We start from the raw sequence: 21,766 nt of genomic DNA on the forward strand, positions 1-21,766 counted from the left end.
AAGCACGGAGGTTTTTCGATGAGTACCACCGGCGCCCGCCTTCTCGTGGTCGACGACGACCCGGACATGCTGCGGCTGCTGTCGATGCGGCTGAGTTCGGCGGGCTACCAGGTCACGGCCGTCACTTCGGCCGAGACAGCGCTCACCCAGCTCGAGATCGAACATCCGCAGCTCGTGCTGAGCGACGTCCGCCTGCCGGGGCGCGACGGCCTCCAGCTCTTCGACGAGATCCGCAAGCGCCATCCCTCGCTGCCGGTGATCCTGCTGACCGCGCACGGCACCATTCCCGACGCGGTCGAGGCCACCGCGCGCGGCGTCTTCACCTACCTCACCAAGCCCTACGACGGCCGCGAGCTGCTCGACAAGATCGCGCAGGCGCTGGCACTCGGCGCCCCCGCCGCCACGCCGAGCAAGGCCGGGGACGACAGCTGGCGCTCCGAGATCGTGAGCCGCAGCAACCGCATGGCCGAGCTGCTGGCCGAGGCGCGCATGGTCGCCAAGTCGGACGCATCTGTGCTGCTGCGCGGCGACTCCGGCGCCGGCAAGGAAATGCTGGCGCGCGCCATCCACAAGGCCAGCGCGCGCGCCGACAAGCCCTTCGTGGCGGTCAACTGCGGCGCCATTCCGGAGGCGCTGCTCGAGTCGGAACTCTTCGGCCACATGAAGGGCGCCTTCACCGACGCCCACGCCAATCACAAGGGCCTGTTCCAGCAGGCCGACGGCGGCACGCTGCTGCTGGACGAAATCGGGGACATGCCGCCCGCGCTGCAGGTCAAGCTGCTGCGCGTGCTGCAGGAGCGCGCCGTGCGGCCGCTGGGGGCGAGCCAGTCGATCCAGGTCGACGTGCGCATCGTCTCGGCCACGCACCGCGACCTCGACGCCGCAATGGAGGCCGGCCAGTTCCGCGAGGACCTGTATTACCGGCTGAACGTGGTGACGCTCACGCTGCCGCCGCTGTCGGCACGCCGCGAAGACATTCCGCTGCTGGCCAACCACTTCCTGCAGCGCTTGTCGACCAAGTACGGCAAGCGGCTGTCGGGCTTCGCGCCCGAGGCGCTGAAGGCGCTGACCATGGCCGCCTGGCCGGGCAACGTGCGCCAGCTCTACAACGTGGTGGAGCAGGTCTGCGCGCTGTCGAGCTCGCCGCTGATCCCGCTGGCGCTGGTGCAGCGGGCACTGCGCGTGCCGACTGTGGAGGTCCAGACCTATGCCGAGGCCAAGCAGCGTTTCGAGCGCGATTACCTCGTCGGCCTGCTGAAACTGACGGACGGCAACGTGGCCGACGCCGCCCGCCTGGCCGACCGCAATCGCACGGAGTTCTACCGGCTGCTGCAGAAGCACGAGCTCACCCCGGGACACTTCAAGGCCGACGCTGTCGCTGGGGGCAACGACGCTGTCGCCGAGTAGCGACGCCTCTAAGTCGTTGATTTGTATGGCGTATGCCCACCTGCCCTGGCGGCTTGTCGGGATTCGGCGACAAAAACAGGGTTTTTGAGGCCCTCTGGCGGGTCCAGCCCCCGAAAAATGCCTTCGGATCGCCCTAAGCTGTTGATCTGAAAGCGTTTTTCCAGCCTGGCACAGGGTTTGCCCCTGTACTGGCATGACAGCACTTACCAGCCCATCTTTCGCACTGCGCCAGCAGCGCGACGGCCTGCGTCAAAAGCAGTTTTCCCCCTCGCGGCCCCGCGCCGCGGGCCATTCGCTGGCCGCGCTCGCAAGCGCTGGCGGCGCCGCAACGGATTGCGTCTTCAAGCGCCTTCCGGCCATTGGCGACACCCCCTCCCTCGACAAGCAACGTTGGTAAACCGCATGAAGCCGAACGACTTCTCCCAACTGAACGTGCTGGCCGACACCGATTTCTCGCGCCGCAGCCAGGTTCGCGAAGAACGCCACCCCAACTCCGTCACCGCCCCCCCGGTCAACCGCGGCTCCATGACGCCCCGCCCCTGGCGCGGTTTCTGGAACAGCCTCGGCACCGCCGCGCTGGTCAAGCTCGGCGCGGGCCGTGACGCCGAAGCCGGCGCTCACCCCACCACCGAAGCCAAGCAGCCCTGGCAGCGCGCCGCCGCGCGCCGCCGCTTCGCCTTCATGATGCTCACGCTGCTGAGCACCGTGATAGCGTCCTCGCTCTTCGCCAGCGTGCAACCCGACTACGACAACCTCTGGCTCGAATACGGCCAGATCGGCCTGTACGGCCTGCTGTCGGGCTGGGTCGTGACCGGCTTCGTGACCGCGCTCATGGGCTTCTACGTTTCCGTGCGCGGTGACAAGTACTCCCTCTCGGCGAAGCAGGTGGCCCACCACCCGATGAACCCCGAGGCACGCACCGCGATCATCATGCCGATCTGCAACGAGGACGTGGCCACCGTGTTCGCCGGCCTGCGCGCCACCTGCGAATCGGTCGCGGCCACCGGCCACGCGAAGCAGTTCGACGTGTTCGTGCTGTCCGACAGCTACAACCCCGAGACCGCCGCCGCCGAGCGCGCCGCCTGGGAAGACCTTCGCGCCGCGCTGGCCGAGAGCCCGAACCAGCCGCAGGTCGAGGTGTACTACCGCCTGCGCACCCGCCGCACGCACCGCAAGGCCGGCAACGTGGCCGACTTCTGCCGCCGCTGGGGCAAGGACTACCGCTACATGGTCGTGCTCGACGCCGACTCCGTGATGAGCGGCGACTGCCTGACCTCGATGGTCAAGCTGATGGAAGCCAACCCGACCGCCGGCATCATCCAGACCGCGACGCAGGCCATCGGCCACGTCACGCTGCACGCCCGCGCACAGCAGTTCGCCTCGCGTGTCACCGGCCGCCTGTTCACGCTGGGCATGCAGTACTGGCAACTGGGTGAGTCGCACTACTGGGGCCACAACGCGATCATCCGCGTCGAGCCCTTCATGAAGCACTGCGCGCTGGCCCCGATCAAGGGCACCGGCGGCATGTCGGGCGGCATCATGTCGCACGACTTCGTCGAAGCCGCGCTGATGCGCCGTGCCGGCTACAACGTGTGGCTGGTGTCCGACCTGGTCGGCAGCTACGAGCAGCAACCGCCGGACCTGCTGGCCGAACTGCAGCGCGACCGCCGCTGGTGCCAGGGCAACCTGCAGAACGCCCGCCTGATGGCCGAGCCCGGCATCCACCCGGTGCACCGCGCGATGTTCGTGACCGGCACCATGGCCTACGTCTCGGCCCCCCTGTGGCTCGCGTTCCTGACGCTGGGCACGGCCCTGTGGCTAAGCGGTTCGAGCCTGGTTTCGAGCTGGAACGTGCTGCCCGCCGAACTGGCCGGCCTGTGGGTCTGGACCCTGTGCCTGCTGTTCCTGCCGCGCGTGCTGGGCATCGCCGCCGTGCTGATGCGCGGCGAGCAACGCCAGTACGGGGGCCTGTGGGGCCTGGTGAAGAGCTCGGCGATGGAAGCCGGCCTGGCCATCGTGCAGGCTCCGGTCCGCATGCTGGCTCATTCGCTCTTCGTGCTGGTCGCCCTCACCGGCATCAAGCTCGACTGGAAGTCGCCTCCCCGCGAAGCCGCCGCCGTGCCGTGGAAGGTCGCTGCCTCGCAGCTGGCTCCCATGACGCTGGTGATCGCCATGCTGGCCGTCGGCGTCGCGATGATCGATCCGAGCGCGCTGGTCTGGCTCATGCCTGTCGGCCTGCCGCTGCTGCTGGCGATTCCACTGACCGTGCTGACCAGCCAGATCGCGCTGGGCACCACGCTGCGCGACCGCGGCTACCTTCTGATTCCCGAGGAATCGCGCTCGCCGGCCGTGCTGCGCCGCGCATGGATGCACGCGCTGCGCCTGGCTCGTCCGGCAGCGCTGGCAACCGCCTGATGCGCTGAAGACACACCGCCTCGAAAAGCCGGCCCCTGGGCCGGCTTTTTTCATGGCGCGTGGCTAGAATCGCGCACTTCTTTTTTCATCCACCCACGGATCCCTTCGATCCACAGGAGCGCCAAGTGCCCCGTTTCGCCGTCATCACTCTCTGACGCCGACAACACCGCTTCATTGCCGGTCATGTCGGGCGCCAAGCTGCGCTTTCCGCTGACCGCAATCCGTTCCCCAGCTTCCAGCTTCGCTCCCGCACGTTGTCGGTTCTTCCTGGTTTCCATCCGGAGAACAAACGTGTTTCCTCTCTCTTCTCTTTCATCGATTCCGCTGCTCAAGTACCCGCGTACTGCGCACCTGGAAGACTCGCGGCTGCAGGCCGGCGACAGCGACGACGGCCAGACGCCGTTGTCGGAACTGCACGGCATGCACGTCGTCATCGAGGAAAAGCTCGATGGCGCCAACGCAGCCGTGTCGTTCACCTCGGCGGGCGAACTGCTGCTGCAGTCGCGCGGCCACTACCTCGCGGGCGGGGCCGGCGAGCGCCAGTTCAACCTGTTCAAGCACTGGGCCGCCGCTCATGAAGCGGCGCTGCTGGAGCGGCTCGAAGACCGCTACGTGATGTACGGCGAATGGTGCTTCGCCAAGCACAGCTGCTGGTACGACCGGCTGCCGGCCTTCTTCCTGGAGTTCGACATCTACGACCGGCAGTCGCAGTGCTTTCTCTCGACGCCGGCGCGGCACGCGCTGCTCGACGGCGGCCCGGTGCTGCCGGTGCCCGTGCTCTACGAGGGCGAAATACCGCGCCATGCAAAGGCTCTGCGCTCGCTCGTGCGGCCTTCGCTGGCGCGCAGCGCGGACTGGAAGACGGCCTTCGAGCAGGCCGTGACGCAGGAAGGCCAGCCGCTCGATCTCGTGCGGCAGCAGACCGATCTGTCGGACCTCGCCGAGGGCCTGTACCTCAAGACCGAATCGGACGGCCGGGTGACGGGCCGCTACAAGTGGGTGCGCCCGGATTTCGTCCAGACCATCCTCGATTCGGGCTCGCATCACAGCCGCCGGCCGGTGCTGCCGAACCAGCTCGCGCCGGGCGTGGACCTCTACGCGCCGGCGCCGCGGCTGACATGGCAGGACCTGGGCCTGCGCACCTTGCGCGATCCCGCCGAACTGGCAACCCAAGGGAGGCAGCGATGACATACGACGATCTGCGCTCCCTGGTGCCAGCTCCCGGCAAGGACACCGACTGGGCGCAATGCTGCGACCTGCTGCCGGCCCTGCTGCGCCTCGAGGAGACGCCGCAGGACCCGTACTACCACGCCGAAGGCAACGTCGGCATCCACACGCGCATGGTGCTCGACGCGCTCATGCAGGACGACCACTACCAGCGCGCCGATGCCGACGGCCGCTTCGTGCTGTTCATGGCCTGCCTGCTGCACGACATCGCCAAGCCCGACACCACCGTGATCGACGAGGCCAGCGGCCGCATCGGCCAGCCCGGCCATTCGCGCCGTGGCGCAGTCGACGTGCGCGTGCTGATGTGGAAGGCCCGCGTGCCTTTCGCGCTGCGCGAGGCGGTGTGCCGGATCATCGCGGTGCACCAGGTGCCCTTCCATGCCTTCGCCTCGCGCAAGGGCGTGCGGCCCGAGTGGCTGGTGCACAAGCTCTCGTGGGAGCTGAGCCTGCCCGACCTGTGCTGCGTGGCGCGCTGCGACATGCTGGGCCGCCACTACGAGAAGCGTGCTGACAGCATGGCCGACATCGCGCTCTTCGAGCAGTTGGCGCAGGAGGAAGGCTGCTGGGAAGGCCCGAGAAAGATGGCCGACGCCCATACGCGCCTGGCCTACTTCCGCGGCGCCGACACCAGCCCCGACTACGCGTTGTTCCAGAACGCGGGCTCGCAGGTGACGGTGATGTGCGGCCTGCCTGCCAGCGGCAAGAACCACTGGGTGGCGCAGCACCGCAAGGGCTGGCCGGTGGTGTCCTTCGACGATGCGCGCGCCGAACTGGGCCTGAAGCACGGCGAGAACGACGGGCTCGCTGCGCACCACGCGGTCGACCAGGCGAAGGCGCTGCTGCGCAGGCAGGAGCGCTTCGTCTGGAACGCCACGCACCTGAGCCAGCAGATGCGCACCAAGACGCTCGACCTGCTGTGGGCCTACCACGCGCATATCGAGCTGGTGTACCTCGAGGTGCCGCACGCGGAGCTGATGCGTCGCAACCGCGAGCGCGACACCACGCTGTCGAACGCGGGCATCGAGCGCATGCTGCATCGCTGGGAGCTGCCGGCGCCGGTCGAGGCGCACGAGACGGTCTACGAGGTATCGACCTGAAATGCAGACCTGAAAGACAGAAGGCCCGCCGGTTCATCCCGGCGGGCCTTCTTGCTTTGCTTATATATATGTGTGTGGCGTCCGATCAGAACGGCAGCTTGGGCCCGCCGGGGCCACCCATTCCGCCCATGCCCTTCATGCCGCCCATGCGCTTCATCATCTTCATGAGGCCGCCGCCCTTCATCTTCTTCATCATTCCCTGCATCTGCTCGAACTCGTTGAGCAGGCGGTTCACTTCCTGGACCTGAACACCGGCACCGGCGGCGATGCGGCGCTTGCGCGTGGCCTTCAGCAGCTCGGGCTTGCGACGCTCCAGCGGCGTCATGCTGTTGATGATGCCTTCCTTGCGGCGGATATCGCGCTCGGCGCGGCTCAGGTCGGCCTCGCTGGCCTTGGCGGCCATCTGCGTGGGCAACTTGTCCATCAGGCTGGAGAGGCCGCCCATCTGCTTCATCTGCTGCAGCTGGCCGAGGAAGTCGTTGAGGTCGAAGCCCGCGCCGCTCTTGACCTTGGCCGCGAGCTTCTGGGCCGCCGCCACGTCGACGCCGGCCGTGACCTGCTCGACCAGCGCGACGATGTCGCCCATGCCCAGGATGCGGCCCGCATGGCGCTCGGCGTCGAACACTTCGAGGCCGTCGATCTTCTCGCTCACGCCGGCGAACTTGATCGGCACGCCCGTCACCTGGCGCACCGACAGCGCCGCGCCGCCGCGCGAATCGCCGTCGGTCTTGGTCAGGATGATGCCGGTCAGCGGCAGCGCTTCCTTGAAGGCCTTGGCGGTGTTGACCGCGTCCTGGCCCTGCATGGCATCGACCACGAAGAGCGTTTCGACCGGGTCGAGCGCCGCGTGCAGCTGCTTGATTTCGGCCATCAGCACTTCGTCGATGGCCAGGCGGCCGGCCGTGTCGACCAGCAGCACGTCGAAGTAGTGGCGCTTGGCGTGGTCGAGCGCGGCGCGCGCGATGTCCAGCGGCTTCTGGTCGGGCGTGCTCGGGAACCACTCGGCGCCGGCCTGCTTGGTGACGGTCTTGAGCTGCTCGATGGCGGCGGGCCGGTACACGTCGCCCGACACGGTGAGCACCTTCTTCTTGCGCTTCTCGATCAGGTGCTTGGCGAGCTTGGCGGTGGTGGTGGTCTTGCCGGCGCCCTGCAGGCCGGCCATCAGGATCACCGCTGGCGGCTGGGCCGCGAGGTTGATGTCGGACACGCCCTCGCCCATGGTCGCGGCGAGTTCGCGGTTGACGATGCCCACCAGCGCCTGGCCCGGCTTGAGCGAGCCCAGCACTTCCTGGCCGAGCGCCTTTTCCTTCACGCGGGCGACGAAGTCGCGCACCACGGGCAGCGCCACGTCGGCTTCCAGCAGCGCCATGCGCACCTCGCGCAGCATGTCCTGCACGTTGCTTTCGGTGATGCGGGCCTGGCCGCTCATCGTCTTGACGAGGCGGGAGAACTTTTCTGTGAGGGCGGTGGCCATGAGGGGAATGCCTTGCTGCCCGCTGCGGTGCGGGCCGGATGAGAAGCCTGGGAGACGGGAAAGAACTTGAAGCCGGGCGCCGGGAACGCAAGAGCGAGACGCTAAACTCCGGCCGATGATTTTAGCGATCCCCTCCCCGCTCGGCGTGGCACTGGGCATCGCCACCGCGGTTGCCTACGGATTCGTAGCCGCCGCGGGCACCCGACTGAGCCGCCAATCGACCCAGTGGGCCCTGGGAATCGCATGGCTCCTGCATGCCGCCGCGCTGGGCCACGGCCTCATCGGCAGCCAGCCGCGCTTCGGTTTCGCCCCCGCGCTGTCGGTCACGGCATGGCTGGTGCTCACTGTCTACGCGGTCGAAAGCCGCATGTATCCCCAATTGAAGGTGCGGCGCGCGCTCGCCTGGCTGGGCGCGGCCGCCGTGCTGCTGGCCATCCTGTTTCCGGGCACGCCGCTGCATGTCACGGCCTCGCCGTGGCTGCCGCTGCACCTGGCGCTGGGCATCGCCTCGTATGGTCTCTTCGGCGCGGCCGTGGTGCATGCCTGGCTGATCACCCGCGCCGAAAAGCAGATCCGCCTGGCCGCTGCCGCCGAACCGCAGGGCGGCGTGCCACTGCTCACGCTCGAGCGGCTCACCTTCCGCTTCGTCACCGCGGGCTTCGTATTGCTCTCGGCCACGCTGCTGGCGGGCCTGCTGTTCAGCGAGCAGCTGTACGGCTCCGCCGGCCGCGCCTGGAAGTGGGACCACAAGACCATCTTCTCGGTGCTCGCCTGGATCACCTTCGCGATCCTGCTGATCGGCCGGGCCCGCTTCGGCTGGCGCGGCCGTACCGCGCGCCGCGTGCTCTACGCCGGCTCGGCGCTGCTGCTGCTGGCCTACGTGGGCTCACGCTTCGTGCTCGAAGTCGTCCTTGCGCGCCCTCCTGTATGAAACTCCCCCAGGCTCCGCGCACTGCGTGTCGCTTCGCCACCCCCCTCACCGGGAGCGACACCTGCGGCCCGGCAAAGCCGGCTCCGCGTTGTCCCTTGAACTGGCCATGCCGGTTCCATGGCGTGCAAGCGGCGGAAAGCGCAATGGCCAGTTGAAATGAAATACCTACTCGTCCTCGCGGTGCTATGGGTCGCGATCTGGCTCTGGCGCAAGAACCGGCGCGAAGAGATGCGCGACGCCATGCGCGAGCGCGCGGCCAAGGCGCAGGAACAACAGCAGCGCACGGCGGCCGGCACGCCGCAGGCCATGGTGCGCTGCGCCCACTGCGGGCTGCACCTGCCCGCGACCGAGGCCATCGCCGGACCCGGCGGCGCGGTCTACTGCAGCACCGCGCACCGCGAAGCCGCAGCAAGGCAATGAGCTCCCCGATCTGGTCGCGCGGCGAGCCGGTCACCGACTGGGACGTGCTCGACCAGGGCCCCGGCGAAACCACGGCGCTGGGCCGGCTCTGGCGCGGCTTCATGGGCGCGCGCTGCTTCGTCGCGCTGGTGCTGATGCTGCTGCAGGGCGTGGCCTTCGCAATCGGGCAGACGATGCAGCCGGCGGCCATCGCCACCTCGGCGCTGTATCTGGCCACGGCCTGGCTGGGCATGCGCTACACGCGCTTCCAGCCGCCGATCCGCGGCTTCACCACCCTGTGGCTGCTGACCATCGGCATCGACCTGGCGGCCTTCACCGCCTTGCAGGTGCTGCAGGGCGGCAACGTCAACTACACGCCGCTGTTCGCGCTGCCGGTGCTCATGAGCGCGGTGCTGGGCACCATGATCGTGAGCCTTGGCACCTCCGCCACCGTCACGCTGCTGCTGCTCGCCGACGCGGGCTGGCACTGGCTGCAGCAGTCGGGCGACTCGTCGCCGCGTTTCGTGCAGGCGGCGCTCACCGGCACCGGCTTCTTCGTGGTGGCGCTGCTCGCGCACGAGATGGCGCGCCGGCTGGCCCGCGAGGAGGCCGTGGCGCAGCGCAACCGCAGCAGCGCGCAGATGCAGGCACAGGTCAACGACCTGGTGATCGAGACGCTGAGCGAAGGCGTGCTGGTGATCGATGCCGAGGGCCTGGTGCATGCGGCCAACCCGGCAGCCGACGCCATCCTCGGCCAGGGGCTGGCGAAGCTGACGCTGCCGTTCCCGCTGCATGCCCAACCCGCCTGGCATGCGCTTGCGGCGCTGGCGCGGCAGACCTTCGCGCGGCGAGCGCCGCAGTCGGAAGAAATCCCGGTGGCGCAGGCGCGCGGCGCGGCGCGCGAGGTGCGCGTGCGCACGCGGCTCACACCCACCAGCGAGAAGCGCGCGGACAGCCTTTGCGTGATGTTCCTGCAGGACCTGCGCGAGCTCGAGGCCCGCATCCGCACCGAGAAGCTGGCGGCGATGGGCCGCATGTCGGCGGCCGTGGCGCACGAGATCCGCAACCCGCTGGCCGCCATCACGCAGGCCAGCGCGCTGCTCAACGAGGACCTGACCGACCCGGCCCACCGCAAGCTCACGAGCATGGTGCAGCACAACGCCCAGCGCCTCGCGCGCATCGTGGACGACGTGCTCGACGTTTCCCGCGCGCGCCAGCAGCGCGTGCTGTCGCTGGGCGAGCAGCTGGTGCTCGACCCGGCCGTGCAGGTGCTGGCCGAGGAATGGGTGCGCCAGACCCAGCGCAAGGGCGTGCTGGTGTCGCTCGACGCGCCCAACTGCGACGTGCGCTTCGACGCCGAGCACCTGCGCCGCCTGATCGTGAACCTGCTGGACAACGCCTCGCGCTACGCCAGCACGCGCGAGGGCGCGATCCAGGTGCTGACCGCGCAGCAGCGAAGCGGCAGCAGCCGCCCGAGCCTGATGGTGTGGAGCGACGGCGCGCCGCTGGAGCCGGCGGTGCAGCGGCACCTGTTCGAGCCCTTCTTTTCTTCCGAGAGCCGCTCCAGCGGGCTCGGCCTGTTCCTCTGCCGCGAACTGTGCCGGCGGCACGGCGCCACCATCGGCTACGAGCGGCGCGCGCTGGTGCCGGGCGGGCCCGAGGGCAACGAATTCTTCGTCAGCTTCGCCGCCAGCGAAAACCGGCTGACACAATAGCGCCGTGAGCACCCCGACCTCCTCTTCCACCCAGCGACCGGCGCAGATCCTGGTCATCGACGACGAGCCCGACCTGCGCACGCTCTACGAGCTGACGCTGCTGCGCGAGGGCTATCGCGTCGAGGCGGCGGGCAGCGTGTCCGAAGCCTGGCAGCACCTGGAGGCCGGCCGCTTCGACGCGGTGATCACCGACATGCGGCTGCCCGACGGGCAGGGCATGGAGATCATCCACCGCATCCAGAAGGACCAGCGCAGCGAGCGCTGCGTGGTGATGACGGCCTACGGCTCGGCCGAGAACGCGGTCGAGGCGCTGAAGGCCGGCGCCTTCGACTACCTCACGAAGCCGGTCGACCTGAAGCAGTTCCGCGCGGTCGTGGCCTCCGCAGTGCAGGCGCGGACGGCGCCGCAGCCGGTGGTCAAGCCCGCGCAGGCGGCGCCTGCGAACACCGGCAACGCGGCAAGCGAGGCAGCGCCGGTCACTTCCGGCACCGGCATCGCCGCGCTCGACCGCCTCGTGGGCGAATCGGAGCCGATGCGGCTCGTCAAGTCGCGCATCGCCAAGGTGGCACGCGGCATGGCACCGGTGCTGGTGCGCGGCGAATCAGGCACCGGCAAGGAACTGGTTGCGCGCGCGGTGCATGCCTGCAGCCAGCGCAGCGAAGGCCCCTTCGTCGCGGTGAACTGCGGCGCGATTCCCGAGAACCTGCTCGAGGCCGAGTTCTTCGGCGCGAAGAAGGGCTCCTACACCGGCTCGTCGCAGGACCGCGACGGCTACTTCCAGGCCGCGCGCGGCGGCACGCTCTTTCTCGACGAGATCGGCGACCTGCCGCTGGCCATGCAGTCGAAGCTGCTGCGCGCGATCCAGGAGCGCAGCGTGCGCTCGATCGGCTCGACTCAGGAAGACGCCGTCGACGTGCGCATCGTCAGCGCCACTCATAAAGACCTGCACTCCGAAGTGCAGGCCGGCCGCTTCCGCCAGGATCTTTTCTACCGCCTCAACGTGATCGAGATCGCGGTGCCCGCGCTGCGCGACCGCCGCGAGGACCTGCCCGCGCTGTGCAACGCGCTGCTCTCTCGCATCGCGCAGGACGGCGGGCTGCCGGTGCCACACCTGTCGGACGACCTGCTGCGCCGCCTCGCGCAGCATCCGCTGAACGGCAACGTGCGCGAACTCGAGAACCTGCTGCACCGCGCGGTGGCGCTGAACGACGGCGACGAGCTGCACCTCGACCTGATGGGTGGCTTCACGGCCGCGGCCGAAGCAGCGGCATCCGCGCCGGCTCCGCTCTCTCCCGCTGCCGACGCGCCCGTCGTCCCCGCGGCTGCGCTGCCGATCGCCGCACCGGTCGCGCCTGCGAAGGTCGCGCCCCCGCCGCTGCCCTCCGACCTGCAGGCCTACCTCGACCAGCAGGAGCGCGAGATCCTCGTGCGCGCGCTGCACGAGAGCGGCTTCAATCGCACAGCGGCCGCCGCGCGGCTCGGCATGAGCCTGCGCCAGATCCGCTACCGCATCGCGCGGCTGGGCATCACCACGCCCAACGGTGACGACGGCGCGAGCAGCAGCCATGCCGACGACTGAAGAAGCCCGAGCCGAAGACGGACTCTGGCAGGCCGGCTGGTACCGCTTCGCGAAGGCCCTGCCCTCGCCCAACTTCGGGCCCCGGCCGCAAGGCGCGCAGATCGACCTCATCGTGCTGCACTCGATCAGCCTGCCGCCCGGCGAATACGGCGGCGACGCGGTGCAGCGGCTCTTCACCAACCGGCTCGACTGGGATGCGCATCCCTATTTCCAGTCGATCCGCGGGCTGGAGGTTTCGTCGCATTTCTACGTGCGGCGCAACGGCGAGCTCTGGCAGTTCGTGAGCTGCGACGACCGCGCGTGGCATGCCGGCGTGTCGTCGTGGCGCGGCCGCGGCAACTGCAACGACGACTCCATCGGCATCGAGCTCGAGGGCCTCGAAGGCCAGCTCTTCGAGGAGCCGCAATACGAGACGCTCGCGAGCCTGTGCGCCGCCATCGCACAGCGATTTCCGGTCGCCCACGTCGCCGGGCACGAGCACATCGCGCCGGGCCGCAAGCAAGACCCGGGCGCGGGCTTCGACTGGCGTCTGCTGCGCGAACAACTGGGCTGGAATCCACAGATGTTCCCTGAGCAGGTCAGGCAGCTCTAATTTTTTCAATCGCGCGACGCCTCGCGATGCGCCGTTCCCGCGGCGCAACAATGCGAAAATCGCAAACGCGCGATGCAGCAACCATGCGCCCTGCAGGCCCAAATCGGCCTGCAAGCCACGCCCCATGCGGGTTGCGTGACCATAGGCCAGTATTCACGCGGCATCTTCGCCCGTGGCCTATTGCGGAAGTAATACCGGCAATCCGTGTATCCATTGGAAAACGCTACATCTAGTGGGTTGTATGCCCCCTGCACCCTAGATATAGTGTCCTCCGTCCGGTCCCGTACACCGGTGCGGCGCTGGAACAGGTGCCGCCATCCAACAAGAATTGCCAACCGAGAGGAAGCGAATGCAAACAGCCCTGAACCCCCAATCGACCCCGCGTGCCGTTCCCTCGACGCCACCGCAACAGCAGCGAGACACTGCTGGCTCTCCCTCCGGCCAGAACCTGGCCCACTACCAGATCATCCGCCGCAACGGCGCCGTCGTTCCCTTCGAGCCGAACAAGATCGCCATCGCGATGATGAAGGCCTTCCTGGCCGTGCACGGCACCCAGGGCGCGGCCTCGGCCAGCGTGCGCGAGACGGTCGACACGCTCACGCAGGGCGTGATCCGCGCGCTGGTGCGTTCGCGTCCGGGCGGCGGCACCTTCCACATCGAGGACGTGCAGGACCAGGTCGAGCTCGGCCTGATGCGCGGCGGCCATCATGAGATCGCCCGCGCCTACGTGCTGTACCGCGAGCGCCGCACCCAGGAGCGCTCGAAGCAGGGCGAGCAGGAAGTGCCGGCCGCGCCCGCGCTGCACGTGCTGGACAACGGCGAGCTGGTCGCTCTCGACCTGAACGAGCTCAAGGGCCTGATCGAATCCGCCTGCACGGGCCTGGGCGACAGCATCACGGCCGCGCCCATCGTCGCCGAGACGATGCGCAACCTGTACGACGGCGTGCCGCTCGACGAGGTCTACAAGGCCTCCATCCTCGCTGCCCGCACGCTGATCGAGAAGGACCCCGACTACACCTTCGCCACCGCGCGCCTGCTGCTGCACACGATCTTCAAGGAGATCATCGGCCGCGAAGTGCTGCCCGCCGACCGCGCCACCGCCTACGCCGACTACTTCCCGCAGTTCATCAAGAAGGGCGTGGACAACGACCTGCTCGACGAGAAGCTGCTGCAGTACGACCTGGCCCGCCTGGGCGCGGCCCTGAAGCCCGAGCGCGACAACCAGTTCGACTACCTCGGCCTGCAGACCCTGTACGACCGCTACTTCCTGCACGTGCGCAAGACCCGCATCGAGCTGCCGCAGGCCTTCTTCATGCGCGTGGCCATGGGCCTGTCGCTCAATGAGATCGACCGCGAAGCGCGCGCCATCGAGTTCTACGAAGTGCTGTCGTCGTTCGACTTCATGTCGAGCACGCCGACGCTGTTCAACGCCGGCACGCTGCGCTCGCAGCTGTCGAGCTGCTACCTGACGACCGTGCCCGACGACCTGGACGGCATCTACGAGTCGATCAAGGAAAACGCGCTGCTGTCGAAGTTCGCCGGCGGCCTGGGCAACGACTGGACCCGCGTTCGCGCGCTGGGCAGCCACATCAAGGGCACGAACGGCGAATCGCAGGGCGTGGTGCCGTTCCTGAAGGTGGTGAACGACACGGCCGTGGCCGTGAACCAGGGCGGCAAGCGCAAGGGCGCCGTCTGCACGTACCTCGAAACCTGGCACCTCGACATCGAGGAGTTCCTGGAGCTGCGCAAGAACACCGGCGACGACCGCCGCCGCACGCACGACATGAACACCGCCAACTGGATCCCCGACCTGTTCATGCGCCGCGTGATGGAAAAGGGCACCTGGACGCTGTTCTCGCCTTCGAACGTGCCTGACCTGCACGACCTGTTCGGCGCCGACTTCGAAAAGGCCTACGTCGCCTACGAAGAGAAGGCTGCCCGCGGCGAGATCAAGCCGAGCCGCACCATCCAGGCGACCGACCTGTGGCGCAAGATGCTCACGATGCTGTTCGAGACCGGCCACCCCTGGATCACGTTCAAGGACGCCTGCAACGTGCGCTCGCCGCAGCAGCACGCCGGCGTGGTGCACTCGTCGAACCTCTGCACCGAGATCACGCTGAACACCAGCGACACCGAAACCGCCGTGTGCAACCTGGGCTCGGTGAACCTGCTGCAGCACCTGAAGGACGGCAAGGTCGACCAGGAGAAGCTGAAGAAGACCGTGTCGACCGCGATGCGCATGCTCGACAACGTGATCGACATCAACTACTACGCCGTGAAGAAGGCGCGCGACTCGAACCTGCGCCACCGTCCGGTCGGCCTGGGCCTGATGGGCTTCCAGGACGCGCTGTACGAGCTGCGCATTCCCTACGCCTCGCAGGAAGCCGTGCAGTTCGCCGACGAGTCGATGGAAGCCATCTGCTACCACGCCTACTGGGCATCGACCGAGCTGGCCAAGGAACGCGGCAAGTACTCGAGCTACAAGGGCTCGCTGTGGGACAAGGGCATCCTGCCGATCGACTCGCTCGATCTGCTGGAAAAGGAACGCGGCGGCTACGTCGAGGTCGACCGCTCGGCCACCCTCGACTGGGACGCGCTGCGCTCGAAGATCAAGGCCGACGGCATGCGCAATTCGAACTGCGTGGCCATCGCCCCGACCGCGACCATCTCGAACATCATCGGCGTGGACGCCTCGATCGAGCCCTGCTTCGGCAACCTCTCGGTCAAGTCGAACCTGTCGGGCGAATTCACCGTGATCAACCACTACCTGGTGCGCGACCTGAAGCGCCTGGGCCTGTGGGACGACGTGATGGTGATGGACCTGAAGCACTTCGATGGCTCGCTGCGCCCCATCGACCGCGTGCCGCAGGACGTGAAGGCGCTCTACGCCACCGCGTTCGAGATCGAGACCACCTGGCTGGTGGAAGCCGCCGCGCGTCGCCAGAAGTGGATCGACCAGGCGCAGTCGCTGAACATCTACATGGCCGGCGCATCGGGCAAGAAGCTCGACGACACCTACAAGCTCGCATGGCTGCGCGGCCTGAAGACCACCTACTACCTGCGCACGCAGAGCGCGACGCACGCCGAGAAGTCGACGGTGCAGTCGGGCCGCCTCAACGCGGTGTCGTCGGGCAGCGGCGACGCACCCTCGGGCATGAGCGCACTCGAAGCAGCAGCGGCTGCAGCGAAGGCTCAGATGAGCGCGATTCCCGCTACCGACATCGCGTTCTGCGGCGTGGACGATCCGACCTGCGAAGCGTGCCAATAAACGCGTCGATGCTCGCGACAGTCAGTCAGTGAGGTGCATGCGAAAAATCGCGCGACGTTCATTCAATGAAGCCATCGACTGACATCGCGCGATGCATGCGAGCAACATAACAACCACATAAATGGCGTGCGATGTGAACGGGCACTTTGCAACTCACATCGTTACTCCGATAATTTGAGCATTGGATTTTTCTATGTTGACCTGGGACGAAGAAGTCAAGCCCTCCTTACCAAAGGATATGCAACAAGGTTTGCAGCACCACAACGCATCGACCAGCGGCTTGCCCGCAGGCCGTTCGGTGGACGCTCCGACTTCGTCGATCGCGCAACCCGCACTCCGCACATTCAGCACGCTCGATGACGGCGCTGCAGTGCGCCCGGTTGCAGCGGCAGCAGCAACGCCTGCCGCCACCACCACCCAATCCACCCAGCGCGTCAAGGCTTCCGACAAGCGCATCATCAACGGCCAGACCGACGTCAACCAGCTGGTGCCGTTCAAGTACAAGTGGGCGTGGGAGAAGTACCTCGCCACCTGCGCCAACCACTGGATGCCGCAGGAAGTGAACATGACGCGCGACATCGCGCTGTGGAAAGATCCGAACGGCCTGAGCGAAGACGAGCGCCGCATCGTCAAGCGCAACCTCGGCTTCTTCGTGACCGCCGACTCGCTGGCCGCCAACAACATCGTGCTGGGCACCTACCGCCACATCACGGCCCCCGAATGCCGCCAGTTCCTGCTGCGCCAGGCCTTCGAGGAAGCGATCCACACGCACGCGTACCAGTACATCGTCGAGTCGCTCGGCCTGGACGAGAGCGAGATCTTCAACGCCTACAACGAAGTGCCGTCGATCCGCGAGAAGGACCAGTTCCTGATCCCGTTCATCGACGCCATCAGCGACCCCAACTTCAAGACCGGCACGCCCGAGGCCGACCAGAAGCTGCTCAAGTCGCTCATCGTGTTCGCCTGCCTGATGGAAGGCCTCTTCTTCTACGTCGGCTTCACGCAGATCCTCGCGCTGGGCCGCCAGAACAAGATGACCGGCGCCGCCGAGCAGTACCAGTACATCCTGCGCGACGAGTCGATGCACTGCAATTTCGGCATCGACCTGATCAACCAGCTCAAGCTCGAGAACCCCGGCCTCTGGACGGCAGAGTTCAAGGCGGAGATCAAGGCGCTCTTCCTGCGCGCCGTCGAGCTCGAATACAAATACGCCGAAGACACCATGCCCCGTGGCGTGCTCGGCATGAACGCCTCCATGTTCAAGGGCTACCTGCGCTACATCGCCAACCGGCGTGCACAGCAGATCGGCCTCGAAACGCTCTTCCCGAACGAAGAAAATCCGTTCCCGTGGATGAGCGAAATGATTGACCTGAAGAAAGAGCGCAATTTCTTCGAAACCCGCGTGATCGAATACCAGTCGGGTGGCGCGCTCTCCTGGGATTGAATCTTTCGACAAGAATTAATGAATTCAAGAATTGCCCTTGCCACCGATCGCGCCGAAGAGCGCGGCATGGACGAGGGCTCAGGTGTTCATGGTGCTGGAGCAAAGATTCCAACACCATGAATCGCTTCACGTTACCCAACGTGCGTGGAGTGCTTCAATAGGTTGATTTTTTCAACTTGATCAAGGAGAAATAGAAATGGCAACTGCAAAGAAAGCTCCGGCTAAGAAAGCCGCTGCAAAGAAGGCTCCGGCAAAGAAGGCCGTGGCCGCCAAGAAGGCTCCTGCCAAGAAGGTAGCCGCCAAGAAGGCACCGGCCAAGAAGGTCGCTGCCAAGAAGGCTCCTGCCAAGAAGGTAGCAGCGAAGAAGGCAGCACCGGCCAAGAAGGCCGCTGCCAAGAAGGCTCCGGCGAAGAAGGCCGTAGCGAAGAAGGCGCCTGCGAAGAAGGCTGCTGCCAAGAAGGCCCCGGCGAAGAAGGCCGCTGCCAAGAAGGCGCCTGCGAAGAAGGCTGCTGCCAAGAAGGCCCCTGCCAAAAAGGCTGCGGCCAAGAAAGCCGCGAAAAAGCCTGCTGCCAAGAAGCCTGCTGCGAAGAAGGCTCCCAAGGCCGCTGCCCCTGCCAAGGCTGCCGCCGTAGCGCCTGCCCCTGCGGCGCAAACGACGCTGAATCCCCAGGCAGCCTGGCCGTTCCCCACGGCCAGCAAGCCCTGAGCTTCTCAGCGGCCTTGAAGGCAAAAAGCCCGGCACCTCACGGTGCCGGGCTTTTTTTATTCCCTCATCGCCCCAGCCTCGCCGGGACGCTGGTGGAAAGAAGTATCAGAGACCCAGCGCCTTGCGATCGATCTCGTAGTTCTGCGGGCCACGCTGCGCGATCTTGATCGCACCCACCTTGTTGCCCAGCGCCGCGCATTGCGCGAGCGACCAACCCTTTTCCAGCCCGAAGAGCAGCGCGCCGCGCCATGCGTCGCCGCAGCCCGTGGGCTCGACGACCTCGGTGGCCACCACGCCCGGCACGTGCTCGCGCTTGCCGTTCGTCCACACTTCGCAGCCCTCGGCCGCCAGCGTGACCACCAGGCCGCGCACGCGCTTCGAGATCTCGGCCAGGCTCCAGCCGGTGCGCTGCGACAGCATCTTGCCTTCGTAGTCGTTCACCACCACCCAGCTCGCGAGCTCGACGAAATGGCGCAGCGCCTCGCCGTCGAACATCGGCAGGCCCTGGCCCGGATCGAACACGAAGGGAATGCCGGCGGCGGCGAACTGCTCCGCGTGCTGCAGCATGGCGTCGCGGCCATCGGGCGCGATGATGCCGAGCTTGATGTCGTCGCGCGCCGCCACCTTGGTGATGTGCGCCTGCTGCATCGCGCCGGGGTGGAAGGCGGTGATCTGGTTGTTGTCGACGTCGCTCATGATCATCGCCTGCGCGGTGAAGGTGTCGTCGAGCTGGCGCACGAACTCCGTGCTGATGCCCAGCGAGCGCATGCGCTCGAGGTACGTGGCGCCGTCGCTGCCGAGCGTGGCCATGGGTAGCGCGGCGCCGCCCAGCGCATTGAGGCTGTATGCGATGTTGCCCGCGCAGCCGCCGAAGTCACGGCGTAGCGTCGGCACCAGGAAAGACACATTGAGGATGTGCAGCTGGTCCGGAAGGATCTGGTCGGCGAACCGGCCCTCGAAAGTCATGATGGTGTCGAATGCGAGGGAACCGCAAATCACTGCTGCCATGGTTAGCCGTTGGTTGTGTTGAGTGGATGAAAACGAGAGGGACGCATGCGTGCACGCGCCCCGCTCAGGGATAGAAAGCCTCGACGCGATAACCCGCGACAGGCGGTAGTGCCGCCGCTTCGGAGGCAGACAGGGAGAGAGGCAGCGAGGCAGCGCGATCGGCGCGCGCAGCCAGCACCGCCGGGGCACCGTAGTCCGCCGGCATCAGCACGCGACGCACCACGGCGCGCTCCTGCGTGTCGAGCAGCGAGAGTTCGACGGCCGGCATCGCAAGCGGCACGGTGGCGCCGTTGCGCAGGGTGAAGCTCAGGCGGTAGTCGTTGCCGCCGCTCTTCTCGCGCGCGAAGGCCGCGCCTTCGATCACGATGTCGCCGATCTGGCGCAGCGCGCCGAGTTCGCAGCCCGTGTACTGGCACAGCGCCGCCAGCGCGGGCCGCAGGTTGGGCTGGCGCGCGACGATGCCGTCGCGCTCGTGGTGGATGATCTGCAGGACGAGCAGCAACGCGGCAAGCACCACCAGCAGGACCAGCACGACGCGCACGCCCTTGCGTTGCCAGAAGCCCGTCGGCTTTTCCGCGGAATCGTCTTCGTCGGCAAAGGGATGCCCCACTGGCAGTTCGAAATCCGAAGCGCGCGCATTCAGCTCGGGCTCGCTCTCCGCCTGCACCACGATGGCCGGAGCCTGCGCAGCAACGCGCTCCTCGCGCGCCTTGGCGCTCGCGATCTTGGCCGACTTGGCGCGTGCACGGCGCAACGCCTTCTGCATCTGTACCTGGTCGTGCTCTTTCTCCTGCTGCTCGCGTGCCCTCTCCCGCTCCGCATCTTCGCCTTCGTCGCTGGCACGCTCGATCAGCGTGCGCATCGTCGTCGCCTTGGCGCGCGAAGCGACAGGCAGCGGCGGAGCCGGGGGTGGCGGTGCAGGAGGCGGCGCCGCGAGATTCAGGTCGATGTTCGGGAACGGCGGCAGCGTGCTCGGCGGCGGCCTCCAGGCAGGCTCGCTGACATCGAGGTCGGACCACGGCTCGTCGGCGGCGATGCCGTGCTCGGGCAGGGTCAGCGAGAACGCAGGCAGCGGTGCGGACGGTGGCGGTGGCGGGCGGTCTTGCGCCGGGGGCGACACGACCGCCGGGGCCGGCGCGAGCACCAGGGCATCCGGCGGCAGCAGATCCTCTTCCTCACGGGACCGATGCTGATGCTCGGGCTCGTCGTCGAAGAAATCCGCGTCCTCGGTCGTCGACGCAGCGGGTGCCGGCTCTTTCTCTTCGATCGGGGGCTCAGGCAGAGACGCGGGTGGCGCGGACTCAGGGGCAGGCTGCTGCTCGACCAGTCCCGGCATGTAGCCGCTGCCCTGCACCGGTGCCGGCGAACCGTCGCCCGTCTCGTGCAGGTCGAGCGTGGCATCGAACACATTGCTGCAGCGGCCGCAGCGCACCCAGCCATCCGAGATGCGAAGCTGGTCTCGCACCACCTTGAAGGTGGTGGTGCAGGCGGGGCAGCGCGTGACAAGGCTCATGACCGGGCGATTGTAGGGTTGCGCCCTCGCCGCGGGAGGGCTGCAAGGCGACGCAAAAAGCCGGCCAGCCGCGCGCAGCGGCCGCTCAGCAGCGAGCGGTCATGAGGATCCAGCCGTCCTCGGCGTCGCTGACTTCGAGCGTGGCGTACGGCGCGTAGGCCTCTTTCAGCTCCTCGGCCTGGCGCTCGAGGATGCCGGCCATGACGAGCGATCCGCCCGCCTTCACGTGGCTGCGCAGCAGGGGCGCGAGCACCTTGAGCGGCGTGGCCAGGATGTTGGCGAGCACGATGTCGTATTCGCCCTTGGCGGCTTCGGGCAGCCCGGCCTTCAGCTTCACGCCGTTGGCCTCGGCATTGAGCACGGTCGAGGAAACCGCCGCCTCGTCGATGTCGACGGCGTCGATGTCCGTCGAACCGAACTTCGCCGCGCCGATCGCCAGGATGCCGGAGCCGCAGCCGTAGTCGAGCACGCGCAGGTTGGCCAGCGCGCCCTCGCCCTGGGTCGCGATCCAGCGCAGGCACATGCGCGTGGTGGGATGCGTGCCGGTGCCGAAAGCCAGGCCCGGATCGAGCCGGATCACCTGCTTCGCCTGCCCGGGCGGCTCATGCCACGTCGGCACGATCCAGAACTCTGGAGTGACCTCGACGGGCGCGAACTGCGACTGCGTCAGGCGCACCCAGTCCTGCTCGGGCACCGGCGCGATGCCGAGCACCTCGCAGCCTTCGAAGAAATCCTGCAGCGCGAGCACGGACGAGGCTTCCTTCGCCTGGGCTTCGTCGGGAAACAGAGCGATCACGCGCGAGCGCTGCCAGCCCTCTTTCGGCGGCGGCATGCCCGGCTCGCCGAACAGCGCCTGCTCGGCGTCGGTCTGCGCGTCGGCGTCTTCCACCGACACGCTCAATGCATCGAGTGCATCGAGCGCCTCGCACAGCGTATCGACCCGGTCTTCCGGCGCCATCAGGCGGAGTTCAAACATCGCGATATTCCAGGC

At 67.4% G+C, this 21,766-nt stretch carries 17 protein-coding genes; 12 read left to right on the plus strand and 5 right to left on the minus strand.

All coding sequences use genetic code 11. The features are described from left to right. Window positions 1–18: 18 nt before the first annotated feature. Window positions 19–1,407 carry a sigma 54-interacting transcriptional regulator gene (locus BMY35_RS08425; protein ID WP_093196852.1) on the plus strand — a complete coding sequence of 463 codons (1,389 nt, stop codon included), beginning with the start codon at window positions 19–21 and terminating at the stop codon, window positions 1,405–1,407. Window positions 1,408–1,809: 402 nt separating this feature from the next. Continuing rightward, the gene (mdoH, locus tag BMY35_RS08435) at window positions 1,810–3,822 is read left to right on the plus strand and encodes a glucans biosynthesis glucosyltransferase MdoH (RefSeq protein ID WP_093196854.1); all 2,013 of its coding nucleotides are present in this window, start codon (window positions 1,810–1,812) and stop codon (window positions 3,820–3,822) included. A gap of 50 nt (window positions 3,823–3,872) precedes the next feature. On the opposite strand, the gene BMY35_RS37600 is transcribed toward mdoH, so the two are convergent. Beyond that, entirely contained in the window at window positions 3,873–4,100 is a 228-nt protein-coding gene (locus BMY35_RS37600; RefSeq protein WP_093299759.1) for a hypothetical protein, read from the minus strand. A 13-nt stretch (window positions 4,101–4,113) separates the two neighbouring features. On the opposite strand from BMY35_RS37600, the gene BMY35_RS08440 reads away from it, so the two are divergent. Continuing rightward, entirely contained in the window at window positions 4,114–5,010 is an 897-nt protein-coding gene (locus BMY35_RS08440) for an RNA ligase family protein (RefSeq protein ID WP_093196856.1), read from the plus strand. Beyond that, on the plus strand, window positions 5,007–6,146 hold the full coding sequence (locus tag BMY35_RS08445; RefSeq protein WP_093196858.1) for an AAA family ATPase: 1,140 nt from the start codon (window positions 5,007–5,009) through the stop codon (window positions 6,144–6,146). Before BMY35_RS08440 ends, BMY35_RS08445 begins: the two co-directional genes overlap by 4 nt. 85 nt (window positions 6,147–6,231) lie before the next feature. Here BMY35_RS08445 and ffh read toward each other — a convergent pair whose 3' ends face one another. Continuing rightward, window positions 6,232–7,620 (minus strand): signal recognition particle protein, encoded by a 1,389-nt coding sequence (ffh, locus tag BMY35_RS08450; RefSeq protein ID WP_093196859.1) that lies wholly within the window; start codon window positions 7,618–7,620, stop codon window positions 6,232–6,234. 115 nt (window positions 7,621–7,735) lie between these two features. Between ffh and BMY35_RS08455 the strand changes: the two genes are divergently transcribed. From BMY35_RS08455 to BMY35_RS08490, 8 genes are all read left to right on the plus strand, one after another. Further along, window positions 7,736–8,551, plus strand: coding sequence for a cytochrome C assembly family protein (locus BMY35_RS08455; RefSeq protein WP_093196861.1), 816 nt, complete (start codon window positions 7,736–7,738; stop codon window positions 8,549–8,551). A gap of 156 nt (window positions 8,552–8,707) precedes the next feature. Continuing rightward, window positions 8,708–8,971, plus strand: a complete 264-nt coding sequence (locus BMY35_RS08460; protein WP_093196863.1) for a PP0621 family protein — start codon at window positions 8,708–8,710, stop codon at window positions 8,969–8,971. Beyond that, entirely contained in the window at window positions 8,968–10,665 is a 1,698-nt protein-coding gene (locus BMY35_RS08465) for a two-component system sensor histidine kinase NtrB (protein ID WP_093196865.1), read from the plus strand. The genes BMY35_RS08460 and BMY35_RS08465 overlap by 4 nt, the downstream gene beginning before the upstream one ends. A 4-nt stretch (window positions 10,666–10,669) precedes the next feature. Continuing rightward, window positions 10,670–12,244, plus strand: a complete 1,575-nt coding sequence (locus BMY35_RS08470; protein WP_093196867.1) for a sigma-54-dependent transcriptional regulator — start codon at window positions 10,670–10,672, stop codon at window positions 12,242–12,244. Continuing rightward, on the plus strand, window positions 12,231–12,836 hold the full coding sequence (gene ampD / locus BMY35_RS08475; protein ID WP_093196869.1) for a 1,6-anhydro-N-acetylmuramyl-L-alanine amidase AmpD: 606 nt from the start codon (window positions 12,231–12,233) through the stop codon (window positions 12,834–12,836). The genes BMY35_RS08470 and ampD overlap by 14 nt, the downstream gene beginning before the upstream one ends. Before the next feature lie 349 nt (window positions 12,837–13,185). Then, entirely contained in the window at window positions 13,186–16,104 is a 2,919-nt protein-coding gene (locus BMY35_RS08480) for a ribonucleoside-diphosphate reductase subunit alpha (protein ID WP_093196871.1), read from the plus strand. 193 nt (window positions 16,105–16,297) lie between these two features. Beyond that, window positions 16,298–17,548, plus strand: coding sequence for a ribonucleotide-diphosphate reductase subunit beta (locus BMY35_RS08485; RefSeq protein WP_093196873.1), 1,251 nt, complete (start codon window positions 16,298–16,300; stop codon window positions 17,546–17,548). Between the two features lie 196 nt (window positions 17,549–17,744). Further along, window positions 17,745–18,254 (plus strand): histone H1-like DNA-binding protein, encoded by a 510-nt coding sequence (locus tag BMY35_RS08490; protein ID WP_019656794.1) that lies wholly within the window; start codon window positions 17,745–17,747, stop codon window positions 18,252–18,254. 105 nt (window positions 18,255–18,359) lie between these two features. Here the strand turns inward: BMY35_RS08490 and BMY35_RS08495 are convergent, their stop codons facing one another. The 3 genes from BMY35_RS08495 to prmA all read right to left on the minus strand — a co-directional run bounded on the left by BMY35_RS08495 (window position 18,360) and on the right by prmA (window position 21,751). Beyond that, window positions 18,360–19,262: a carbohydrate kinase family protein gene (locus BMY35_RS08495; protein ID WP_093196875.1), complete on the minus strand. Its 903-nt coding sequence runs from the start codon at window positions 19,260–19,262 to the stop codon at window positions 18,360–18,362. A 64-nt stretch (window positions 19,263–19,326) separates the two neighbouring features. Beyond that, the gene (locus BMY35_RS08500; RefSeq protein WP_093196877.1) at window positions 19,327–20,775 is read right to left on the minus strand and encodes a zinc-ribbon and DUF3426 domain-containing protein; all 1,449 of its coding nucleotides are present in this window, start codon (window positions 20,773–20,775) and stop codon (window positions 19,327–19,329) included. An 85-nt stretch (window positions 20,776–20,860) separates the two neighbouring features. Then, the gene (prmA, locus tag BMY35_RS08505; protein WP_093196879.1) at window positions 20,861–21,751 is read right to left on the minus strand and encodes a 50S ribosomal protein L11 methyltransferase; all 891 of its coding nucleotides are present in this window, start codon (window positions 21,749–21,751) and stop codon (window positions 20,861–20,863) included. Window positions 21,752–21,766 lie beyond the last annotated feature (15 nt).

The organism is Variovorax sp. YR750 (assembly GCF_900109805.1).
GTDB lineage: Bacteria > Pseudomonadota > Gammaproteobacteria > Burkholderiales > Burkholderiaceae_C > Variovorax > Variovorax gossypii.